This window comes from Paenibacillus barengoltzii G22, assembly GCF_000403375.2.
Taxonomy (GTDB): Bacteria; Bacillota; Bacilli; order Paenibacillales; family Paenibacillaceae; genus Fontibacillus; species Fontibacillus barengoltzii.
In genome coordinates this window covers 310041-329877 of sequence record NZ_KE159654.1, presented here as the reverse complement: position 1 = coordinate 329877, position 19837 = coordinate 310041, and the positions used below count along the sequence as shown (strand labels likewise).

The 19837-nt window shown below is 52.8% G+C and carries 12 protein-coding genes; 11 read left to right on the top strand and 1 reads right to left on the bottom strand.

Features of this window, described 5'->3' with window-relative positions; translation table 11 throughout:
- Positions 1-4 precede the first annotated feature (4 nt).
- Entirely contained in the window at positions 5-1204 is a 1200-nt protein-coding gene (locus tag C812_RS16410) for an ROK family protein (RefSeq protein WP_016313772.1), read from the bottom strand.
- Positions 1205-1441: 237 nt separating this feature from the next.
- On the opposite strand from C812_RS16410, the gene xylA reads away from it, so the two are divergent.
- The 11 genes from xylA to C812_RS16355 all read left to right on the top strand — a co-directional run bounded on the left by xylA (position 1442) and on the right by C812_RS16355 (position 19774).
- Positions 1442-2758 carry a xylose isomerase gene (gene xylA, locus C812_RS16405; protein WP_028537509.1) on the top strand — a complete coding sequence of 439 codons (1317 nt, stop codon included), beginning with the start codon at positions 1442-1444 and terminating at the stop codon, positions 2756-2758.
- 103 nt (positions 2759-2861) lie between these two features.
- Positions 2862-4358, top strand: coding sequence for a xylulokinase (gene xylB / locus C812_RS16400; protein WP_016313770.1), 1497 nt, complete (start codon positions 2862-2864; stop codon positions 4356-4358).
- Positions 4359-4504: 146 nt separating this feature from the next.
- Entirely contained in the window at positions 4505-6328 is a 1824-nt protein-coding gene (locus tag C812_RS16395; protein WP_016313769.1) for a sensor histidine kinase, read from the top strand.
- Positions 6321-7850 (top strand): response regulator transcription factor, encoded by a 1530-nt coding sequence (locus C812_RS16390; RefSeq protein WP_016313768.1) that lies wholly within the window; start codon positions 6321-6323, stop codon positions 7848-7850. The genes C812_RS16395 and C812_RS16390 overlap by 8 nt, the downstream gene beginning before the upstream one ends.
- Before the next feature lie 199 nt (positions 7851-8049).
- Positions 8050-9537 (top strand): ABC transporter substrate-binding protein, encoded by a 1488-nt coding sequence (locus tag C812_RS16385; protein WP_016313767.1) that lies wholly within the window; start codon positions 8050-8052, stop codon positions 9535-9537.
- 86 nt (positions 9538-9623) lie between these two features.
- Entirely contained in the window at positions 9624-10553 is a 930-nt protein-coding gene (locus C812_RS16380) for an ABC transporter permease (RefSeq protein ID WP_016313766.1), read from the top strand.
- Positions 10554-10577: 24 nt separating this feature from the next.
- Positions 10578-11495: a carbohydrate ABC transporter permease gene (locus tag C812_RS16375; protein ID WP_016313765.1), complete on the top strand. Its 918-nt coding sequence runs from the start codon at positions 10578-10580 to the stop codon at positions 11493-11495.
- 106 nt (positions 11496-11601) lie between these two features.
- A complete protein-coding gene (locus C812_RS16370) occupies positions 11602-13902 on the top strand; it encodes a glycoside hydrolase family 3 N-terminal domain-containing protein (protein ID WP_016313764.1) in 2301 nt (766 codons plus the stop codon).
- 5 nt (positions 13903-13907) lie between these two features.
- On the top strand, positions 13908-17027 hold the full coding sequence (locus tag C812_RS16365; RefSeq protein ID WP_016313763.1) for an alpha-mannosidase: 3120 nt from the start codon (positions 13908-13910) through the stop codon (positions 17025-17027).
- Between the two features lie 338 nt (positions 17028-17365).
- The gene (locus C812_RS16360) at positions 17366-18685 is read left to right on the top strand and encodes a glycoside hydrolase family 125 protein (RefSeq protein WP_016313762.1); all 1320 of its coding nucleotides are present in this window, start codon (positions 17366-17368) and stop codon (positions 18683-18685) included.
- Between the two features lie 90 nt (positions 18686-18775).
- Positions 18776-19774, top strand: a complete 999-nt coding sequence (locus tag C812_RS16355) for a glycoside hydrolase family 130 protein (protein WP_016313761.1) — start codon at positions 18776-18778, stop codon at positions 19772-19774.
- Positions 19775-19837 lie beyond the last annotated feature (63 nt).

Sequence of the window (19837 nt, the reverse complement as noted above, 5' to 3'; positions counted from 1 at the left end):
TGGATCAAAGGCCGGCTGTCGAGCCGCTGACTTGCACAGGAACGGAATCCGGTTCGCTGAGGAACGCAGTAATCGGCATGGAGGCGGCGCCGAGTGCGGTCGATCGGATGCCTAAGTTGGCGAAAGCTACTGCGGATTTCTTCCGGTGATAAGACAAGCTGCGGTTTTCGATGGTGCGCAGCATCGCCTCCTCGATGAGGTCCCCGGCTAGCGACAGACGATTGCCGATGACGATCAGCTCCGGATTGAGGATGTTGACCAAATTGGCGAGTCCAACGCCAAGCTGGGCGCCGATTTCATTCAGGAGCTGGGCCGCCCGGGAGTCGCCGCCACGGGCCAGTTGAAGCATCTCCTCCAAGTCGGGGTGCTGTTCTCCCCACACCTTGGCGGCTCGGTCAAGCAACGCCTTCTCCGAGGCGAGCGTCTCCCAGCAGCCGCGGTTGCCGCAGCGGCAGAGCGGGCCGTTCTCGGCGACGGTCATATGACCCACTTCGCCGGAGAAATTCGACGTGCCGCGGTACAGTTCGCCGCCAACGATAATGCCGGAACCGATGCCGATCCCGATGCTGAGGTAGATCAAGTTTTGGGCCTCGCGTCCGGCCCCAAAGAGCTTCTCGCCAATCGCGCCGGCGTTGGCCTCGTTATCAATATGAAGATTGGCCCCGAATTCGGAGGCCAGCGGTTCAAATAATTCAACCTTGTTCCAGTCCAGGTTGGGAGCGGAGATTACCCGGCTCTTGTCGTCGACGAGCCCAGGTACGCCAATGCCGATCCCCACGATCCCATACGGGGATTCGGGTAATTGCTCGCGAAACTCATGGATGGTCTGGCGAATCTGTTCCAGCACGTGCTCCGGACTGAAGTCGCGAAGCGGCACCAATTTTTCCTGAAGCACGTGGCCCTCCAGATCAACCAGCACGGCCAGTAAATCATTGACGCGGATGTCGATGCCAATGGCATATCCGGCATTGCGGTTAAAGAGCAGTAAGGTCGGCTTGCGCCCGCCGCTGGATTCGCCGGGGCCGATCTCGGTAACCAGATGACTGTCGATCAACTCGGAGACGAGGGACGATACGGTCGCCTTGTTCAAGCCAATCGCAGCGGAGATATCCGCACGAGACAAGGGTTGACGCTGACGAATTGTATCCAGGACGATCGTTTTATTCATTTTTTTGATCAGCTGTTGGTCGCCTGTGATTTTCATGTAAACTCCCTCGTTATACCCAAGCTTGTTAGCATGGCAATATTGTGTCTATACGCATCATAACATAAACGTCCCAGGTAAAATCAATAACTTTGTTAGTTTACTAGACAAACTAAGTGGAACGTGATACGATCTTAGTGTAGACGGCATGCTCGCACAAGTAAATGGGCATGCTACTTAAAATCGACAGGATGTAAAGGCTTACTTTAATTAAATCTCTGGTGGGAGGAATACGTGGTGAGTTATTTCAAGAACATTAGCAAAATTCAGTATGAAGGCGCAGGTTCCGACAATCCGCTAGCATTTAAACATTATAACGAGAATGAAGTTGTACTCGGCAAAACAATGAAGGAGCATTTGCGTTTCGCCGTGGCTTACTGGCACACGTTGACGATGAACGGCAGCGACCCATTTGGTCAAGGCAACATGATTCGTCCTTGGGAAACAGTAAGCGGCATGGATCTGGCAAAAGCTCGCGTTGAAGTTAACTTTGAATTCTTGGAGAAGCTTGGCGCTCCGTATTTCTGCTTCCATGACGTAGACGTTGCTCCTGAAGGCGCAACCCTGAAAGAATCCAATGAAAATTTGGACGTCATCGTAGCGAAAATCAAAGAAGGCATGAAGCAAACCGGCGTGAAGCTGTTGTGGAACACCGCTAACATGTTCTCCAACCCGCGTTACGTGCATGGTGCGGCAACAACCTCCAATGCTGACGTATTCGCTTATGCTGCAGCACAAGTGAAGAAAGGTCTGGAAACGGCTGTTGAGCTGGGCGCTGAAAACTATGTGTTCTGGGGCGGTCGTGAAGGTTATGAGTCCTTGTTGAACACCGATATGGCTCTGGAACTCGACAACCTGGCAAGATTCTTCCAAATGGCGATCGACTATGCCAAAGAAATCGGCTTCAAAGGTCAATTCTTGATCGAGCCGAAACCAAAAGAGCCTACTAAACACCAATATGACTTCGATGCTGCTACGACGATTGCATTCCTGCAAAAATACGGCTTGCAAGATCACTTCAAGCTGAACCTGGAAGCAAACCATGCGACGCTGGCTGGCCATACGTTTGAACACGAACTGCGTGTAGCCCGTATCAACAACATGCTGGGTTCGATCGACGCGAACCAAGGCGACATGCTGCTCGGCTGGGATACCGACGAATTCCCAACAGACCTGTATGCTGTGACGCTTGCGATGTATGAAATCCTGAAAAACGGCGGCTTGGGCTCCGGCGGGGTGAACTTCGACGCGAAAGTAAGACGTACTTCCTTCGAACCGGAAGATCTGTTCTATGCTCATATCGCTGGTATGGACACCTTCGCGAAAGGCTTGAAAGTAGCCGGCAAAATGATCGAAGACAACTTCATTGAAAACCTGATTGAAGAACGTTATGCAAGCTTCAAATCCGGCATCGGTGCGGATATCGTGTCCGGTAAAGCAAACTTCAAAACGCTGGAAGCTTATGCTCTGGAACACAGCAACATCGTGAACAAATCGAACCACCTCGAGCTGGTGAAAGCCCGCCTGAACGAATACATTTTCGGCACGAAATAAGCTTAGAGAGAGACTTGTTTCACAACTATCCAAAAGGGGACGCCTGCCGTCCCTTTTTGTGGTATAAGGCCCCTTAGGGGACATGCGAAGGGAGAGTATCGCAATGAAGTATGTGATTGGCATCGATCTGGGGACCAGCTCGGTGAAGACATTGCTCGTGAACCAAAACGGCGATATCGCCGGGGAGGCGTCCGCAGCATATCCGCTGATCCAAGAGCGTCCGGGGTACAGCGAACAAAATCCGGAGGAATGGGTAAAAGGAACGATAACTTGCTTGCAGCAACTGCTGAAGGAAAGCGGTGTAGCTGCCGAAGACATTGAGGGTGTCTCCTTCTCCGGTCAAATGCACGGCTTAGTGCTGCTGGATGAGCAGAATAATGTACTGCGCAACGCGATTCTGTGGAACGACACCCGTACGACCAAGCAATGCCGCGATATTGAAGCGAAGCTGGGCGATAAGCTGCTTGATATTACGCGCAACGCTGCGTTGGAAGGGTTTACGTTGCCAAAAATCCTTTGGGTACAGGAGCATGAGCCGGAGCTGTTTGCCAAAGCTGCACGTTTTGTATTGCCGAAGGATTATTTGCGTTATCGTATGACCGGCCAAGTGCATATGGAAATCTCTGATGCCGCGGGAACGTTGCTGCTGAACGTACCGGAAGGGAAGTGGAGCGAAGAGATCGCTGCCGCCTTCGGTCTTCCCGCTGGCTTCTGCCCGCCGATTGTGGGCAGCACCGAGTTTACCGGCACATTGCTGCCGGAGTTTGCCGCTGAGTCCGGCCTGGCAGCGGGCACGAAAGTGTTCGGCGGAGGTGCTGACAACGCCTGCGGCGCGGTTGGTGCGGGCATCGTCCGTAAAGGCGACGCGCTGTGCAGCGTGGGAACGTCTGGCGTGGTGCTGACTTACGAAGAAGATAAGAACAAAGATTTTGCCGGCAAGGTGCATTTCTTTAACCATGCGCATCCGGGCGCTTTTTACGCAATGGGCGTGACGCTGGCTGCAGGGTATTCCTTGAGCTGGTTCAAGGATTCGCTGGCACCGGAGCTTAGCTTTGACGAGCTGCTGAAGCCGGTGGGCGACATCGCACCGGGTTCGGAAGGTCTGCTGTTCACCCCGTATCTGGTCGGGGAACGTACACCACACGCGGACAGCGTCATTCGCGGCAGCTTCATCGGCTTGTCCGGCACACATCGCCGCGAGCATCTGGCCCGCGCTGTGATGGAAGGGATCACCTTCTCGCTCCAAGAATCGTTTGATCTGTTTCATGCAGCTGGTATCGAGGTTGAACGCGTCATCTCCATCGGCGGCGGCGCGAAGAATCCGGTTTGGCTGCAAATGCAAGCCGATATCTTCGGTAAGCCGGTCGTGGCGCTCAAGAACGAGCAAGGCCCGGCGATGGGCGCAGCGATGATGGCTGCGGTTGGCAGCGGCTGGTTCGGCAGCCTGAAGGAATGCGCCGATGCCTTCATCGGGTATGCGAAGACCTATGAGCCGATTCCGGCTAATGTGGAGAAATATGCTCGCTTATTCAAGCTGTATCAGCAAGTTTATGCAGCAACTCGCTCGTTGAACGAAGGGCTGCAGGAATTCCGCGGATAAGCTTGCGCAAGGGTCTGTCCATAAACGCCTGTTCCCCTGGGGAATAGGCGTTTTTTCATTTGGATTTGGCGCTGATCCGCCAAGAACTACAAACGCATGCAGTGCCAAAGGCATGGTATAATTGACCTTGTGCGAGGAGGGAAGACATGTTCATCCGGAGCATCTACCGCAATTACTTCAAGAACAATTTGTTCATGAAGATTCTTTTGTTTTTTTCAGTCATCACGATCGTGACGATTATTACATTTTCGTATTTGATGTTTATGTTCATGTCAGAGTCCGCGGTGCAGAGACAGCTCGACATTCAGAAGCGAGCGATCGAAAGTGTCAGCGATTACATCGGGAGCAAATATGAATCCGTACAAACAATGGTGCGGGATATTTATCGGGATGAGGAGCTGGCTTCGAACACTTCTTTTTTCCTGGAGCATCCGTATCAGGATTACGTGAATTACCGTTTGGATCGATTTTATGCGGAAAATAGTTCGTCTACAGACACCGTTCTGTATTTCCGTAACGTTGTCGACGACGATCCGGATATTCGCAGTTTGATGTTATATAGCGCGGATTTGCAGCAACTGTATGCTTTTGGCAGCGATAAGCAATTTAAGATTATCCCTACGAATCAGGCCCGATCCTTTATCCCTGATGTGATGTATCAGGAGGAAGGCGTGAACGTCGGGGCAGCCAACATCTGGGTGCGCAAAACGGTGAGCTTGCCAGATCTTCCGATGTATTCGGTCCGCATCCCCATCAATAACAAGCAGTCGCTTCGCAATATCGGGCAGCTTGACGTGTATTACGATACAGAGAAGATCCGGGGCAGCCTCGCGATGTACGAAGAGGAACTCAAAGGTTCCATCCTGGTGCTGTCCGCTGATGGCAGCGTATTATTTGATTCCTCTGGCACCTATTATGATCAGAAATACCCGTACGCGGAGCAAATTAACTCGATGTACGATTCCGGCGTGCTGGATGACGGATTGATTGCTACCAAGCTGACGCAAAGCCAGGGCGGTTATACCGTGCTTAGTACCGTCCCGAAAGAGGAACTGGCCAAGACCTATCATGGACTTCGCAACACGATCTTTACGATCAGCTCCATTTGTATTTTGTTCGCGATCCTGATTCCGGCGCTGTTCATCAGCAATTTCGCCAAACGCACGCAAAATATTATCCGGTTTACCCGCAGAGTTCGCAACGGGGACCTTACCGCACGGATCGCCGATGTTCGTGAGGATGAGCTGGGGCAGATTTCCAAGAGTTTTAATGACATGCTGGACGAATTGAATGTCTACATCGACCGGGTGTTTAAAGCGGAGATTAAACAGCAGCAAACCGAGCTCGTTGCGTTGCAGGCGCGGATCAATCCCCACTTCTTATACAATACGCTCGAAGTGATCCGGATGCGGGCCATTTCCCAAGGGGCGAAAGACGTGGGCGAAATGATTTACAGCTTGTCCGTTCTGTTCAAGAGCATGGTGCAGCAAAAGAAAAACTATACGCTTAAGGATGAGCTGGAAGCTTGCCGATTATATTTAGAGCTGTTCCGCATCCGTTACCGGGATCGCTTTAGTTATGAGATTCAAGCAGATCCTTCGCTTCTTGGCAAAGCGATAGTCCGTTTGTCTTTGCAGCCTATTGTGGAGAACTATATTGTGCACGGGATCCAAACCGACCAAAGCGACAACCGGATTGCGATCGAGGTGCGGGAAGACGGGGACACGCTGGTGGCGGTGGTCCAAGATAACGGAAAGGGTATCCAACCCGACCGGCTGGCGGAAATCCGCAGGGAGTTGGAGCGGGAAGAAGAAACCGGGCGAATGTTTGGGTTGCGCAGTGTTCATTCACGGCTGCGTTTATTGTACGGCTCGGGCTACGGGATCAAGGTCGAGAGCACACCTGGCAGCGGGACAACCATCACGGTTCGTTTCCCGAATCGGGAAGGAATGGAGGGGGAAGATGTATAAGGTATTTATCGTCGATGACGAACCATTTATCATCGAAGGCTTATACGATATCGTGGACTGGCCGCAGTTTGGCTTGGAAATTGTCGGACATGCCGAGAACGGGCAGCAGGCGCTGGACGCTCTGGCTACGAAGCCGGTGGATGTATTAATCACGGACATCTCCATGCCGGTCATGAATGGGTTAACGCTGATTTCCGAGGCGCGGAAGCTGCACAAGGAATTGAAGGTCATTATTTTAAGCGGGTTTAACGAGTTTGATTACCTCAAAGAGGGGATGAAGCTTGGCATTGAAAACTACCTGCTGAAGCCGATTAATGTCGAGGAGCTGGAATCGACGCTGCGAAACACGGTGCAGAAGCTGGACAGTGTGGAGCCAAACGGACTCTACGACGCTTATGATATTCAAATCCTGAAGGACAACACGCTTTACCGGTGGCTGAACGGGCAGATGGCAGCTGCGGAATTCGAGGAGCGAACCGAACTGCTGGGCCTGCATTTGCAAGGGCCCTATGTCGCTGTGGCTATGCTGCGCACCGAGGGCAATTCAGCCGAGGTATTTGATCGCGCGGAACGTTACCTCGAGGCGTGGCGGGGAATCACCCTGTTCCACGATGTGGATGGTGATATTGGCATCGTGGCTTCCCTTCTTGCCGGGGCAGAGGAGAAGCGAACTTTTGCCGAACTGATGGAGAACCTGTCGCTGGAATTGTCGGTCATGAACCAGATAATTCAAATTGGCGTAGGCAATGTAGGACGGGGACCTGAATCGGCCCCTCTCAGCTATAAACAAGCCAAGCGAGCCCTTGAATATTATTTGATTTATCCCGAACGGCGGACCATGGAATACAAGCAACTGGAAAGCACCCGCGCCAGCGGCGTATTGGAGAATGGCTATCCGCTGGGCTGGGACGATTACGCCAAGCTCATATTGGCGAAAGATAAGGACGGATTGAGAGAACGGATTTGCCAAGATTTCGAGCGGCTGAAGAGAATGGAGGGTATTCGCCCCGAGGATGTGCAGAATGTCGCCCTGGAATTGGTGGTCCGCTTTAAAATGGAGCTTCAGCATATTAAATATTCGGAAGAGACAGACTTGTTTAAGAACACGCTTCAACGTGTCCAGCGCTGTGATTCGTTTCAAGAGCTGGTCCAAACTCTCATAAGTTTGGCAGAGGAGACGGTTTGTTCCCTTTTGCAGGATGCGAAGAATCCGGTGGTACATCAGGTGCTGAACTACATTGACTCGCATTATGCCGACGAACTGTCACTCAAAACGCTGGGGGCGCAGTACCATATACATCCAGTCTATCTCGGACAGTTATTTCACAAAGAGACGGGGGTGTCCTTTGCCGAGTATATTAACAAGTACCGGATCGAAAAGGCGAAGCAACAACTCAAAAACACCAATCTCAAAGTGCACGAAATCGCGCGGAGCGTGGGTTACTGGGAGATCGGTTATTTCTATAAGCAGTTCCGGAAATACGTGGGGATCTCCCCCACCGATTTTAAGGCGCTGCATTAGATCGCATAGGGGAGGGTACCCTGGAGCAAGGAGATTTTTAACCACCTAAAACGGTTGGTATTCCTTGGTTCCAGGGTATTGTCCTTTTCTTTAATTTGTACCTTAATTTTTTAGGTTTATCTTCTTTTTGTAACGGCTTTCATTCGGTAAGGTTAGGTTAGTCAAACTAAACAAAAGAGATTCAAAAGGGAGGATCAGCATGAGTAAAAGCAAAAGAAGTTTTTCTTTCGTCCTTGCCACTTTGATGGCCTTGGTGCTTGTTCTGAGCGCATGCGGCGGAAGCAAGAACACAGACAGCAGCAACAGCGGAGCTGCTGCAGGCAACTCGGAGGAAACGGTTAACCTGATTTGGTACACGATCGGTACGCCTCAAAAAGACGTCGACCGTGTTATGGAAGAAGTCAGCAAGTACACCAAAGAGAAAATCAATGCCACCATTACGATGAAAATGATCGACTGGGGCGATTACGCACAAAAGATGCAAGTAAACGTCGCTTCCGGTGAACCGATGGATATCATCTTCACTTCCGCAGGTGGTTTCGACTACGTGCAAAACGCTAGAAAAGGCGCATTCATGCAATTGGATGAACTGCTCGAGCAATATGGCAAAGATCTGAAGAACGCGATCGACCCTGCGTTCCTGGAAGGTTCCAAAGTTGACGGACATAACTACGGGATCCCAGCGAACAAAGAACTTCCGCAACAAGAAGTATGGCGTTTCAACAAAACGTTCGTGGACAAGTATAACCTGGACATCACGAATGTTCGTTCCTTGGAAAGCATCGAGCCATTGTTGAAAACGATTAAAGAAAATGAACCGGGCGTAACGCCGTTCGCGATGAACAAAGAATACGTTCCGTATGTTCCTTACGATTACGTTATTCAAAACCTGCCAATGGCGGTTAAACTGGATACAACCGATTATAAAATCGTAAACATCCTGGAAACGCCGGAAATGCAAGAAGCTCTGAACGTAATGCACAAATACTATAAAGCAGGTTATGTAGCTCCGGAAGCAGCTACGACGGGTTCCACCAGCGACCTGATGACTTCGGGTCAATGGTTCATGGACCGTGCACAAACTCAACCTTTGGCGGACAACCTGTGGAGTGCAAGCTACGGCTACCCTGTAGTATCTACACCGGCAAGTGATGCAATCATCACCAACACTTCCGTACAAGGTTCGATCATGGCCATCTCCGCGAACTCCGAGCATCCGGAGAAAGCGATGGAATTCCTGAACCTGCTGAACACCGATCCGGTGCTGCGTAACATGGTTGACTCCGGTATCGAAGGCGTTCACTACAAGAAGATCAATGACACTCACTACGAAAACCTGGACGAATCGAAAAACTACGACATGCCTTCGTACTCTTTGGGCAACAACATGCTCCTATACTTGAATGCCAACGACCCAGACGACAAATGGGAGCAATTCAAGAAGTTTAACGCAGAAGGCGTGAACTCGCCAATCTTGAGCTTCAACTTCGACAGCACGAAAGTAGCGACTGAAATGGCCGCTGTACAAAACGTAAAAGAGCAATTCTGGTCCTCGTTGATGACGGGTACCGTTGATCCAGCGGAATACCTGCCGAAAGCAATCGAAAAATTCAAAGAGGCAGGTCTGGACAAGGTAATTGCTGAAGCCCAAGCTCAGCTCGATGCCTGGAGAGCTGAAAATAAATAAGTAATCATTATAGAAATAGAGAGGGATCGGGCGGGTGATAGTTGCGCCCGATCCTTTTTCATTATTTTTGATAGGAGGGGAACATCATGGCTGCATTTTTCAAAAACCTACTTAAGAACAAAGTCATGTTATTTATGGTGTTGCCGGGTGCCGTTTGGTTTTTCTTCTTCTCGTACCTTCCGCTGGTCGGTACAATCACGGCGTTTAAGCAATACCGCTTCAGCCGTGACGGATTCTGGGCAAGTATTGTGCGGAGTGAATGGGTAGGTTGGGAAAACTTCAAGTTCTTGTTCAGTACTAACGATGCTTTTACCATTACCCGCAACACGTTGTTATACAACCTGGCTTTTATCTTCATCGGACTTGTCCTTTCCGTGGCAATGGCGATTCTGTTGTCTGAGTTGGTCGGCAAGACCATGGCCAAAGTGTACCAGACCGGGATGTTCCTGCCTTACTTCCTATCCTGGGTTATCGTCGGCTACTTCGCGTTTAGCTTCCTGAGCATGGACCGCGGGATGATTAACCAGATTTTAGGTTGGTTTGGCGTGGAACGGATTAACTGGTATTCGGAGCCGAAATATTGGCCTTATATTTTGATCTTCGTTAACCTATGGAAAACCATCGGTTACAACAGTGTCGTTTACCTGGCTTCGATCATGGGTATCGACAAATCGCTTTATGAAGCGGCGATGATTGACGGTGCGACCAAATGGCAGCAAGTCCGCAACATCACGGTTCCCCTGCTCTCCCCAATTATTATTATCATGACACTGCTGTCGGTAGGGCGGATCTTCTACGCCGACTTCGGCTTGTTCTACCAAGTGCCAAGAGATTCGGGTACGCTTTATCAAGTCACGAACGTTATTGACACTTACGTATACCGCGGTCTGAAAACAACCGGGGAAATCGGCATGAGTACGGCGGCCGGTCTTTATCAATCGGTGGTAGGCTTTATTCTCGTTATGGTTTCGAACTACATCGTGCGCAAAATTGATAAAGACAGCGCCCTGTTTTAAAACAGCTGAAAGGAGTGTCAAGTTATGGCGGAGATGGCTAGAAAAAGCAAAGATTTTCATCATGTCTCTCGCGGCTGGAACGCCGTATTGCACCTGATCGCCGGTATTTTTTCGTTCATGTGCGTATTTCCCTTTATCTTTGTTGTGATTATTTCCTTTACCGATGAGAAGACGTTGGCAACGGACGGTTACCGGCTGCTGCCGGCCAAATGGAGTCTCGATGCGTACCGCTTCGTGTTTGAGAGCGGTGACTCCCTGCTTCGTTCTTACGGCGTAACCATCGCAGTCACGCTGATAGGTACGATTCTCAGTTTGGTCATGATTTCGCTTTATGCTTATGCGATTTCGCGGAAGAGCTTCCGTTACCGGAGATTTTTCTCTGTATTTGCGATTGTGACTATGCTGTTTAACGGCGGGATGATTCCTACCTATATGGTGGTATCCCAGTTGATGGGTTTGAAAGATTCGTTGTGGGCGCTGATTTTGCCGCTCGCAATGAATGCGTTCTATATCATGATCTTACGTACGTTTTATAGTACAAGCGTTCCGGAGGCGATTATTGAATCGGCGCGGATTGACGGTGCCGGCGATTTCTATATTTTCCTGCGAATCGTCTTGCCGCTGTCGCTCCCAGGTCTTGCAACGATCGGCTTGTTCAGCACGCTGGGTTACTGGAACGACTGGTTTAATGCACTTTTGTATATCGACAATCCGAACTTAGTGCCGCTGCAGTCGATGCTGATGCGGATCGAATCAAGTATTGCGTTTATCCAGCAAAACTCGCAGAATACTTCACTTAGCCTGGCTGCGATGCAATCCATTCCGCAGGACACTTCGCGGATGGCGATGGTCGTGCTGGCGACGCTGCCAATTATTTTTGCATATCCGTTCTTTCAACGGTATTTTGTACAAGGACTTACGGTAGGCGCTGTCAAAGAATAAATATAGCTTCATTGAACCTTCTCGATGCTGAAAAGTAAATTTTTTAGTTTAAATCATTTTTGAACCCTTTTGGAATCAAGGAGAAAATGAAAGGAACGAGGTGGAGATGTTGCTATACAAAGACAGCTCGAAGCCCATCCCGGAACGAGTAGAGCATTTGCTCGGGCTGATGACATTGGAAGAAAAGGCCGGCCAGCTGGTCCAGCCTTTCGGCTGGCAGACCTATGAGCATAAAGATGGAGAGATCAAGCTGACCGAAGCGTTCAAGGAGCAGGTGAAAAGCGGCGGTGTCGGTTCTCTATACGGCGTGCTGCGCGCGGATCCGTGGACGGGCGTGACGCTGGAAACCGGCTTGTCGCCGCGTGAAGGTGCGGAGGCTGTGAATGCCATCCAGCGGTATGCCATTGAGAACTCCCGTCTCGGCATCCCGATCCTGATCGGGGAAGAGTGCTCGCACGGCCATATGGCCATTGGGGCCACGGTGTTCCCGGTGCCGTTGTCGCTCGGCAGCACCTGGAACGTGGAGCTGTATCGCGAGATGTGCCGAGCGGTGGCCCGCGAGACGCGCGCCCAAGGCGGCGCAGTCACGTATTCTCCGGTCCTCGATGTTGTGCGTGATCCCCGCTGGGGCCGGACCGAAGAATGCTTTGGCGAAGACGCTTATTTGATCAGCGAAATGGCCGTGGCTTCGGTCGAAGGCTTGCAAGGGGAGAACTTGGACGGAGAGGACAGCGTAGCGGCTACGCTCAAGCACTTCGTCGGCTACGGCAGCTCCGAGGGCGGCCGAAATGCCGGACCGGTCCATATGGGACGGCGCGAACTGCTGGAGGTCGACCTGCTGCCGTTCCGCAAGGCGGTAGAAGCCGGTGCGGCTTCGATTATGCCGGCCTACAACGAGATCGACGGTGTGCCTTGTACGACCAACGAGGAATTGTTGGACGATATCCTTCGCGGCGAGTGGGGTTTTGACGGCATGGTCATCACCGACTGCGGTGCGATCGACATGCTTGCCTCCGGCCACGATGTGGCAGAGGACGGCCGGGACGCGGCGATCCAAGCGATCCGCGCGGGCATCGATATGGAGATGTCCGGCGTGATGTTCGGCAAGCATCTGGTGGAGGCGGTACGGTCGGGACAGCTGGAGGAGGAAGTGCTCGATCGCGCGGTACGCCGCGTATTGACGCTGAAATTCCGACTCGGGCTGTTTGAACGTCCGTATGCTGACCCCGAGCGGGCCGAGCAGGTTATTGGCAGCACGGAACATGTGGAGCTGGCCCGGAAGCTAGCCAGCGAAGGCGTTGTGCTGCTCAAGAACAAAGACGGCGTGTTGCCGCTGTCGGCAGACGCCGGTACGATCGCCGTCATCGGGCCAAACGCCGATGTGGGCTATAACCAGCTGGGCGACTACACCTCGCCGCAGCCGAAGTCCAAAGTGACGACCGTACTCGGCGGAATCCGCAGCAAGCTGGCGAATACGCCGGAACGGGTGCTGTATGCACCGGGCTGCCGGATCAACGGCAATTCCCGGGAAGGTTTTGACGTGGCGTTGTCTTGCGCGGCGAAGGCGGATACGGTGGTGATGGTCGTTGGCGGCTCCAGCGCACGGGATTTTGGCGAGGGGACCATCGATCTGCGCACCGGGGCTTCCAAAGTGACCGACAATGCGGAGAGCGACATGGATTGCGGTGAAGGCATTGACCGCATGAACCTCAACTTATCCGGCGTACAGCTGGAGCTGATTCAAGAGATTCATAAATTGGGTAAGCCGCTTGTGGTGGTATATATCAACGGACGGCCAATTGCTGAGCCGTGGATCGACGAGCACGCCGATGCCATCCTCGAGGCTTGGTATCCGGGTCAAGAAGGCGGGCATGCGATCGCTGACATCCTCTTTGGCGATGTGAATCCTTCGGGACGTCTCACCATCTCGATTCCGAAGCATGTTGGACAGGTGCCTGTTTACTACCACGGCAAGCGTTCGCGGGGCAAACGGTATCTGGAAGGCGATTCGCAGCCGCGCTATCCGTTCGGATACGGGCTGAGCTATACCGAATTTACTTATAACAATATAGCGTTGGAGTCCGATACAATTCATAAAGACGGCTCAACGAAGGTGACGGTTGAAGTGACGAACACCGGCGAACGTGCGGGGGCAGAAGTCGTTCAACTGTATATTACTGATGTGGCAAGTAAGGTAACCCGGCCGGCGAAGGAGCTGAAAGGCTTCCGCAAAATATTCCTGCAACCGGGCGAAACCCAGACCGTGGAATTTACGGTTGGTCCAGAGCAACTGCAATACATCGGCCAGAATTATAAACCGGTTGTGGAACCGGGTGAATTCCGGGTGCACGTCGGCAAGAATGTCAATGATACGCTGAGCGCCAAACTCTTTGTGCGGGAGGATTAATCGATATGGAACGCATCAGACGTTTTATCCGGGAACTCTCGGAAGCCCAGTGGCTGGATCAAATCCAGTTGCGTGGGTGGGAGATCACCTCTTCCGTGTACCAGGTTCCCGGCAGTTACACGAAGGAAACCGAATATGCGGAAGGACAAGCCTTCGAACGCTTCCCGAGTACGCAGGGAACCACGTATTTCTTCCGTACTCAGCTGGAGATTCCGGAAGAATGGCGCGGTGGCCAAGTGGGTCTTATCTTTGCCTCCGGCGGTGAAGGGTTGCTGCGCATTAACGGCAAATCGGCTCAGGGGCTGGACCGGAACCATACGTTCGTGACGCTTCCGCAAGAGCAAGGCCAAGGCCCGCTCTCGCTGGAGATCGAGCTGTATGACCCGATCCCGGAACCGGTGGATCCGCTCAATCAACAAGCGGTGATTCAGCCGCCGATCTCGCGGATCGACAGCCGCCTGGTGCTGGTGAACCGGCCGGTGCAAAGCTTGATGTATACGGCAACAGTTGTCCGCGATGCTGCGGTATTGCTGCCAGAGCAAGATTTTCGGCGCACCCGCTTGATCGAGGCGCTGTATGCCGCCATGGACGGATACGTGGCGCTGGATGCGGAAGCGATTCGCGAGGGCGGAGCGATTACTGAGCTGGAACAGAAGCTCACCGAGCGGGTGAAGGCAATCGGCGGCAACGCTGAAGGCCTGATCCACATGGTCGGTCAGTCCCATATCGACATCGCTTGGCTGTGGCCGGTGCGGGAGACGGTGCGCAAGACAAGCCGGACGTTCTCAACGGTAGATGCGCTGATGCGCGAATACCCGGAATACCGTTACACGCAGAGCCAGCCGCTGCTGTTCGCCTTCTTGAAGGAGAACGACCCCGAGTTGTACGAACGGGTGAAGGCGCGGATTAAGGAAGGACGCTGGGAATTGGTTGGCGGCATGTGGGTCGAGCCGGATTTGAACTTGCCGAGCGGCGAATCGCTGATGCGGCAGATGCTGTACGGGCAGCGGTTCTATCAGGAAGAGTTCGGCTTTACCTCGGAGATTGAATGGCTGCCGGACACGTTTGGTTACTGCGCCTCTTTGCCGCAAATTTTGAAGCACGGCGGGATTCGCTACTTTATGACGACCAAGCTCGGTTGGAACGATACTAACGTATTCCCGTACGACCTGTTCCATTGGGTTGGTATCGACGGTACGCCGATGCTGTCGTATTTGAACCATGGCGTCAACGAAAATACGTTGCCGAAGGACGTTCATGATCACTGGCAATCGTATCGCCAAAAAGCCGTTCATCCCGAGCAAATGCTGCTCTACGGACACGGCGACGGCGGCGGCGGGGTGACTCGTGAAATGCTGGAATACATTCACCGCAGCGAGCTGATGGTAGGTCAGCCAGCGAGTGAATATAGTACGGCGTCGGAGTTCTTCGCAGGAATCGAAGCCGCGCAGCCGAAGTTGCCGGCATGGCACGGCGACCTGTACCTGGAATTGCACCGGGGAACGTATACGACCCACGGGCGCAACAAGCGCAGCAATCGCAAAGCGGAGATCCTGTATCGCGAGGCGGAGCTGTGGAACGCCTTGGCTGCTCCGGTAATGCCGAAGGATCAGCAACGCGAGGCACAAAGCACGCTGCAGGAAGGCTGGAAGCTGATTCTGTTGAACCAGTTCCACGACATCATTCCGGGTTCAGCGATCACCGAAGCGTACGAGACATCGACGAAAGAATATGGAGAGATTTTTGAGAAGGGGAATGCCGGACTGCGCCAAGGCCTGACGACATTGGCAGAACGGGTATCAACCGCGGGTGAAGGCACGCCGTACATCGTCTTTAACAGCTTGGGTTGGACGCGCGATGTAATCGTGTCCCTGCCGGATCAAGCTGATCGGAGCGGTGTGGCGGCATACGACGAGCAAGGCGCACGGCTTGAGCTGGACGTGCGGACAGATCTTGGCGGAGAGACTGCAGCTTGGGTCCGCGTACCGGAGGTGCCGGCGTTTGGGTACAAGACGATTTGGCTGCGGAACGAAGCGGGAGCTGTTGCCGGTACGAAGGCGGGCTCCCGAGACGGAAGCCGAGCGTTCCAAGGCGAATGGGAAACGGAGTTCTACCGCCTGAAATTTAACGAACGCGGCGAGATCGTCAGCCTGTGGGATAAGGAAGCTGGACGGGAGATCGTGAAAGCTGGAGAAAGCGCCAACCGCTTCCACTTCTATCACGACCGTCCGACGCTTTGGGATGCGTGGGACATTGACCCGCGCTATGAACAGCAGCCAGCCGGTGAAGCAGTATTGCTGGAGAGCGGTCTGGTTGCAAGCGGGCCGGTCCAAGATGTGCTGCGCTTCCGCTGGAGCATCGGTCAATCGGAAATCACACAGGATCTGATTCTGTACCATCATCACAAGCGGATCGATTTCCAAACGAAGGTGAATTGGAACGAAGCGCACAAGCTGCTGAAGGTGGGATTCCCGATCGATGTCGTTACGGACAAAGCGACTTACGAAATTCCGTTCGGAGCACTGGAACGTCCAACCCATCGCAACACGAGCTGGGAGCAGGCGCAATTTGAAGTGTGCGGACACCGATTCGCCGACGTTTCCGAACGCGGTTACGGCGTCAGCCTGCTGAACGACTGCAAATACGGCTACGACATCCAGGGCAGCACGATGCGTCTGTCGCTGTTGCGGGCGCCGAAATGGCCGGACGTGACCGCCGATCTGGGCGAGCATGAATTTACGTATTCGCTGTACCCGCACCAAGGTGACTGGCAGACCGCGCACATCGTGCGCGCGGCAGCAGAGTTGAACCACGCGCCGGTCGTATGGGCGGCCGAAACGCATGAAGGCACGCTGCGTTCCACCGGGGCGCTGCTCGGGTTCACGGGCGAGCACGTGGTGCTCGACACAGTGAAGCCAGCTGAGGACGGCGATGGCGTGATCCTACGCCTGTACGAATCGGCCGGCGGTCGCGAACGCGTAGCGTTACATTGGAACGAGCCGGTTTCAGCGGCGTTCCAATCCGACGCATTGGAGCGTGAGTTGGAGCCGATCACGCTGGCAGACGGCGGACGGATCGAGCTCGATTTTGCCCCGTATGAAATTAAGACGCTGAAGTTGAAGTAAGATATTGGGTGATTTGGGGCGGCGTAAGACGCAGTGGAAGAAGATTAACTGGGAAAAGTACTGTTAATTTCGCCATTTCCCGAGGTTCGGTGCAAGTTAACTGGAATTTCCACCGTTAATTTAGCGAATATCCGCCGATTTGATGCAATCCGACTAATTTAACAGCAAGATTTACCGTTAAATCAATGGACTAACGGAATATCAGCAAATTAACAGCAGGATTTACCGTTAATTTTCAGATTGCTGTGCCGTCCGCCGACCCAACCGCCCTCAAGATCATCATAGAAACAAACCGAAGCCTAATGAAATGACCTGTAAAGGAGCGAGAAGACAAGCGCATGGAACAATTTAGACTCCCGAAAATCCCGATGCCGCCGCTGGAATTGCCGCAATCCATTAAGGATGTACTGGCCGAGGCGGAAACGAAACTGGCGCATCGTCCGAAATTGCTGCAGCTGTTCAAGAATTGTTTTCCGAACACCCTCGAGACGACAACCAAGCTGATGGACGATGGAACAACCTTCGTCATCACTGGCGACATCCCGGCCTCTTGGCTGCGCGATTCCGTAGAGCAAGTGATCCACTATGTGCCGTTCGCCAAGAACGATCCATATTTGCAACGAATCATCAGCGGTCTGATCAAGCGCCATATTCATTATGTTCACATCGATCCGTACGCTAACGCATTTAACGAGTCGGCCAACGATTGGCACTGGAACACAACAGACGAGACCGAGATGTCCCCATGGGTATGGGAGCGCAAATTCGAAATCGACTCCTTGTGCTTCGTGGTCCGCCTGGCCTACACGTATTGGAAGGAAACGGAACAGACCGATATTTTTGATGCCGGATTTAAATCCGCGATGCGGAAAATCTACGAATTGTTCAAAACCGAGCAGCATCACTTCGAGAAATCGCCTTACCGCTTTACCCGCAACAACGGAATCCCAACCGATTCCTTGCGGAACAACGGAATGGGCATGCCGGTGAACTATACGGGCATGATCTGGTCGGGCTTCCGTTCCAGCGACGATGCCTGCGATTTCCATTACAACATTCCGGGCAACATGTTTGCGGTTGTAGCGCTGCGTCAAATGCAGGAATTTGCCGAGTGGGTCTTCCGCGACATGGACTTCCTGGCCGAACTGAAGGAGCTGGAGTTCGAGGTGGACCACGGCATTAAGCTGTACGGGATCTACCGCCATCCGGAATTTGGCCCGATTTACGCTTACGAAACTGACGGCTTTGGCAACTATTGCTTGATGGACGACGCCGGCACGCCGGGCCTGATGTCCATTCCTTACCTGGGCTACGTGAGCGCAGACGATCCGATTTATCAAAATACGCGGCGTTTTGCCCTGAGCAAGGAAAATCCGTTCTACTTCGAGGGCAAAGCAGCCAAAGGCATCGGCAGCCCGCATACGCCGGAGAATTACATCTGGCATATGGCCTTGTCGATGCAGGGTCTCACCGCGCAAACGAAGGAAGAGAAGCTGGAAATGATCGCAATGCTGGAGTCGACCGACGCCGGAACCGGCTACATGCATGAAGGCTTCCACGCCGACGATCCGAACACGTTTACGCGCAAATGGTTTGCTTGGTCGAACAGCTTGTTCTCGCAACTGGTGTACAAAGCGATGCAGGAAGGTATTTTGTAAGACTTCAATTTGCAAGCGGCGCCGAAGTATCCATGAGGATGCGGACGCGCCCCTCATTCATATCCCACATATGTTAAAGGAGACTTGACCATGAGCAAAATTATCGGCGAACCTCTCAAAAATATCCCTTGGCAAGACAAACCGGTCGGCTCGAACGCCCCGGTATGGCGTTACTCCCAAAACCCAATCATCCAGCGTCATGCGATTCCGAACTCCAACAGCGTGTTTAACTCCGCGGTTGTGCCTTTTGAAGGCGGATTTGCCGGCGTATTCCGTTGCGATTCGCGTTCGGTGAGCATGGATATTTTTGCAGGATTCAGTGACGACGGCATCAACTGGAAAATCAACCACGAGCCGATTCAATTCGAAGGCGACGAGGAAGTAACGAAACGGGAATACCGCTACGATCCGCGCGTCTGCAAAATCGGCGACCGCTACTACATCACCTGGTGTAACGGCTATCATGGCCCAACGATCGGGATTGCGTACACAACCGACTTCAAGACGTTCCATCAACTGGAAAATGCCTTCTTGCCGTACAACCGTAATGGCGTGTTGTTTCCGCGCAAGATCGGTGAACGCTACGCGATGCTTAGCCGCCCAAGTGACACAGGTCATACGCCATTTGGCGATATTTTCTACAGCGAAAGCCCGGATCTGACTTTCTGGGGCAAACACCGCTATGTAATGGGTACGATTAACGGGGATGCTTCGGCATGGCAATCGAAAAAAATCGGCCCAGGACCGGTTCCCATCGAAACCGACCAAGGCTGGCTGCTGATCTACCACGGCGTAATCAATACTTGCAACGGCTTTGTTTACCGCATGGGCTGCGCCCTGCTGGACATCGACAAACCTTGGATCGTCAAAAAGCGTTCACGCAACTATATCCTCGGCCCAGAAGAGCTGTACGAATTGGTTGGCGACGTGCCGAACGTGACGTTCCCTTGCGCCGCTCTGACGGATGCCGAAACCGGCCGTATCGCGATCTATTACGGCTGTGCGGATACCGTAACCGGTCTGGCCTTCACTACCGTGGACGAGCTGCTGAAGTACATGGAAGAATATCCGCTGGAAACGGAAGCCTAAGCATCCAGAATTGTATCGGATATAGGATCATAAACCACGGAGGAAAGCGGGAGGTTAGAGAAA